This window comes from Acinetobacter sp. NigerLNRRAM0016, from assembly GCF_054112845.1.
The window spans coordinates 1-4,198 of record NZ_JBSYVT010000076.1 but is presented as its reverse complement, the minus strand read 5'-3'; the positions used below and the strand labels follow the sequence as shown (position 1 = coordinate 4,198).

The following is a 4,198-nucleotide window of genomic DNA, read 5'->3' as shown; positions in this document are numbered from 1 at the left end:
CTAAGAAAAGGTGATGTTCTGGTTGTTTGGAAACTTGATCGTCTTGCCCGTTCATTAAAAGATTTAGTCGAGATTATTACTGACTTAAATCAGCGTGAGATAGGCTTTAAATCGCTTACAGAGGCTATTGATACCACCTCTGCTACTGGCAGGCTAGTGTTCCATATTTTTGGAGCATTAGCTGAATTTGAGCATAGTTTAATTCGTGAACGTACCATAGCAGGTTTGGATGCAGCGAGAGCAAGAGGACGCAAAGGTGGACGCAAACCATCCATGTCTGAAAAAGATATTAAAAAGGCCCAAGCTATGTTACGAGATCCTCAGATTACTAAAACTGAGGTAGCTAAACATTTTGGTGTGAGCCGAGTAACGCTGAATAATTCACTGAATAAATCTTAGAATTGTTCTTAGTTGCTATCTAACAAGAATTTCATATATTGGGGATGTATTTTCTTAATATCTATTCCTAACCCTTGGAATAGTAAACTAATTGCATCTTCCTTTTCTTTTTGTAGCCTATTATTAAAATCTATTAAATTTTTGGAATCAGCATCACTATAACAATGCTGATAGCCTGAAACTATCTGCTCCATCCTAGTTATAGTTTTACTAAAGTTTAGCTTCATTTTAATATTACTATTGATATTCGTTAGATGACTTAGACTATCTCTAACATTTTCAATGATATGAGGTGGAATATACCAGTCATATTTTGAATTCTCATATCGTAAGTCTAATCCTAAAAAATTTACTGTTTCCTTTTCAGAAATAATCTGTGTTTTTGACTTTTCATCAATTTCAGGAAGTGTTAAACCTAAGTTACTCAATTCTTGGAAAACTAATTCAAATACCTCTTTACACTGCTGTTCGGAATCAAGAAAAAATATCAGATCATCCGCATAACGGACATGTTTATATTTTTGCTTAATAAGCCAATTATCAAAATCATTTAAGTAAAATGATGCTAGTAAAGGTGATAAAGGCATCCCTTGTCTGACACCTTTCCCAATCTTAGACTCAATTAGCTTTTTATGCGTCTTTGCATATTCATGAGGAATACTTGGATCGCAGCAAATTATGGATTCAAACAAATAGAGTATGTCAGTTGGTATATTTTCTCGTATTTCCTTTAACAAAGTTGCCCGAACTAAATTATCAAAAAACGATGCAATATCTGTTTTTAAAACAAAGGGCTTTGTATTTCTTAAATCTTTTGCCTTTTGTCTTGCTCGAAATATACCTACACCTGAAACAGAAAAATCGTTAGATTTAAGTATAGCTAACTCATGTTTTAAGTTCTGGCCAATGTAATCAATTAAAATCATCTGCACTAGACGATCTCTAACCGTTGGTATGCAAATTAAACGTGGCTTTTTACTAGGATTCTTTTTATTCTCAATAATTACAGGATACAGTTTTTGAAATCTGTAGCTTTGAGTTTCAATTAATTTTATTAAAGACTCTAATTGAACATTTAAATTATTCTCAAATTCTTTAATTGAAACATAGTTGGTATGATATTTTTTATCATAATTTTTAATATTTTTTTGTTTGAAAATTTTAAATTTTTCATCAAAATTTTCTTGAATAAAGTCTTTAAATAACATGATTACACATCTCTTTCTTCTCCATTGCGTCCTTGTAAAGCTATCTCGCAACGGTTAAAAAGGGACACATCCATTCAAATGGTAATAGCTCATCTCATCGGTGATAAGACTAGCCAGTCCATCCTCATGGTTCTGTTCTGATGCACATTTCTGTGTTGTCGAGCGAACCAATGGTTTACAACAGTGTGAGCAATTTATTGCCATCTTTTTTCTTGAAATGCTGCTATCAGTATAACATAAAACAACATCGAGAATCAACACGAAAGACTCCACAATTATCAACATAACCACCTGATTTTCCTGATAATTTCTTGACGAAAATATCAAAACCAACTGAAACAACCACTTGACAATATAGAGAATATCGGTTCTCCAAACCGCCCGTAGCCCCACGCCCACCGTCTTGAAAAAGCCAAGTACCCCCCAAGTAATGATAGCAAGGGGACTGTTACATCCATTCAAATGGTAATAGCTCTTCTCATCGGTGATAAGACTAGCCAGTCCATCCTCATGGTTCTGTTCTGATGCACATTTCTGTGTTGTCGAGCGAACCAATGGTTTACAACAGTGTGAGCAATAGTGGGGTTTTAACCGACCATTTAGATATTTGAAATATATAAGAGTATTTTTATATCAGCAACATACAATAAACAAGGAACTGTAATAAATAGTAAAAAAAGCCATTTAAATAAATCTAAATGGCTTTATACATTTTAAATATCCAACTTTGGCAAATTCTTCACAATTTTCATTGTTTCCAAACTTACTGTGATGACCCGTAAAAACAACTCTAATGGATATTTAGCATCACCCATTGTTTCAATCGCCCAATCATTCGCATCGTTCACAATGCCACTGTCTTTGTGCGTAGAAACGCCTTGACGATCCATAACCCATTCAAGTGCTGACTTTCCATTTACAATATAATCATAAGCTTCTAGAGGTATTTCACGAATAGTAATGGAACTATTGTAAATTACCGTATCTTTAATTTTTTCTTTCCCGTTTTTAGCAAAAGTCATATTAGTTACATAGAAATCTTTATCTTCTAATTGTTTTAATGACTTACCACCTAAATCCAATTTTGCTTTGTAAGGCTCTACAGTTTCATAGTTTAGATGCCAATGTGCTAAGGCACGTCCTGCTTTAGAGAAAGACCAAAAATCTTCAGTTTTTTTCACGCATGGGATACGTGGTAACTCTTTAGTCAAGTTGTCTGCATAACGAGTACGATAATCTTCACTGTGCAATAAGCCATACACATAGTAAAAAATATCTTCTTTGCTAATTTTTTCGGTTGGATAAGCATCTTGGAAATGTTTTAAACCTTCATCACTAATCGCATTTTTACGAGTGTATTTACTATCGACTGTTTTAGCGTGCTCATTTATAAGCGGATCAATCGAGTAATCGAATAGATTACTATCAGTTGATTTTTCTTCATACAAATATAAAGGTAGTGATTGTGTATCACCAATAAAATGCAGGTCAGGAATGTTATTTGTAATAAATAATCCTTGATTTCCTGATATACAAATTACAATGTTATCACCCTCAAAAAATTCTTTAATTGAGTAAAAGCTATGATTAAAGACCGTAGAAGCATAATGATATTGCTTCATAAATGGTCGATATGAGTTTATTTTGAAATCACTATCATTATAACTCTGCTCTAAGAATCTTTTAAAAGGAGATTTCCAAGAGCGACCACCCCAACTTGTAATTGATAAATCTTTGTGTACAAAATCCATCATATTAGGGTACTTGTCTGGGGTTAATCCGGTGCAAGCCTTTTTATATCGGGTAACTTCTTTATTAAAAAATGCTAAAGCTTTTTTAGTTCTATTTTTTAATTTTAATAAAGAAAAGTCATAGTTCCACGCATCCCTATTTGTGATAACTCCTAGTGATATTTTTTCAAAGATGGAAGTATTACTTTTATCATGAATTTTTATAAAATCTTCGAAGGAGTCATCTCTTTGATTGAGCCAATCATTGTGAGTATCAGGTTTTATATTTTCCCATAACTTTAATGAGTTAATGCCTGAAATGCTATGTAAATCAGAAAGTTTCTCTAACTTTTCTTTTTTACTTAAATAATCACCAATATCATAATAATGTATCTGACCTTGTATTTCTGTTTTTTGATTTTTTACTAAAATTGCAATCGCTACAGGAGTTCTAATATCAAATATATTACCTGCTTCTTTTTTTGCAATATCACCTGTAGTTCTTGAATTACCACGTAAGTTTATAATATATAAAGAACTAAATTCTTCGATCAAACATTTTCTAATTCCATCTGCTGCATTCGAGCTTAAATATCCTGAATTAGTAATAAATCCAACTACTCCTTGATCTTCAATTCGATCACTAGCCCATCTAATTGCTCGAATATAAGAGTCAAGAGAACTTCGTTTTCCTAAAAGGTTTGCTGAACTCAATGTATATGTTTCATATATTCTTTTATCAAGATATTCATATTTTACATTTTGATTATTTTCATTTTGAGAACTTTGTCCTGCGGAATACGGAGGATTCCCAATAATTACTTTAATATCAAGGTCCTTTTGGCGTTTACGTCTTACACT

At 32.6% G+C, this 4,198-nt stretch carries 3 protein-coding genes; 1 reads left to right on the top strand and 2 read right to left on the bottom strand.

The features are described 5' to 3' along the window. Nucleotides 1-399: recombinase family protein (locus ACWQ4X_RS19435; RefSeq protein WP_457904651.1), on the top strand; the 399-nt coding region annotated here is incomplete at its 5' end. Between the two features lie 8 nt (nt 400-407). On the opposite strand, the gene ACWQ4X_RS19430 is transcribed toward ACWQ4X_RS19435, so the two are convergent. Together ACWQ4X_RS19430 and ACWQ4X_RS19425 are read right to left on the bottom strand one after the other, a co-directional pair. Continuing rightward, nucleotides 408-1,607, bottom strand: a complete 1,200-nt coding sequence (locus ACWQ4X_RS19430) for a reverse transcriptase domain-containing protein (protein ID WP_457904650.1) — start codon at nt 1,605-1,607, stop codon at nt 408-410. Between the two features lie 713 nt (nt 1,608-2,320). Next, nucleotides 2,321-4,198: type ISP restriction/modification enzyme (locus tag ACWQ4X_RS19425; RefSeq protein ID WP_457904649.1), on the bottom strand; the 1,878-nt coding region annotated here is incomplete at its 5' end.

Bases quoted from the DNA above. Each gene is read 5' to 3' on its own strand.
- ACWQ4X_RS19430 (WP_457904650.1), bottom strand. From the start codon at position 1,607: ATGTTATTTAAAGACTTTATTCAAGAAAATTTTGATGAAAAATTTAAA.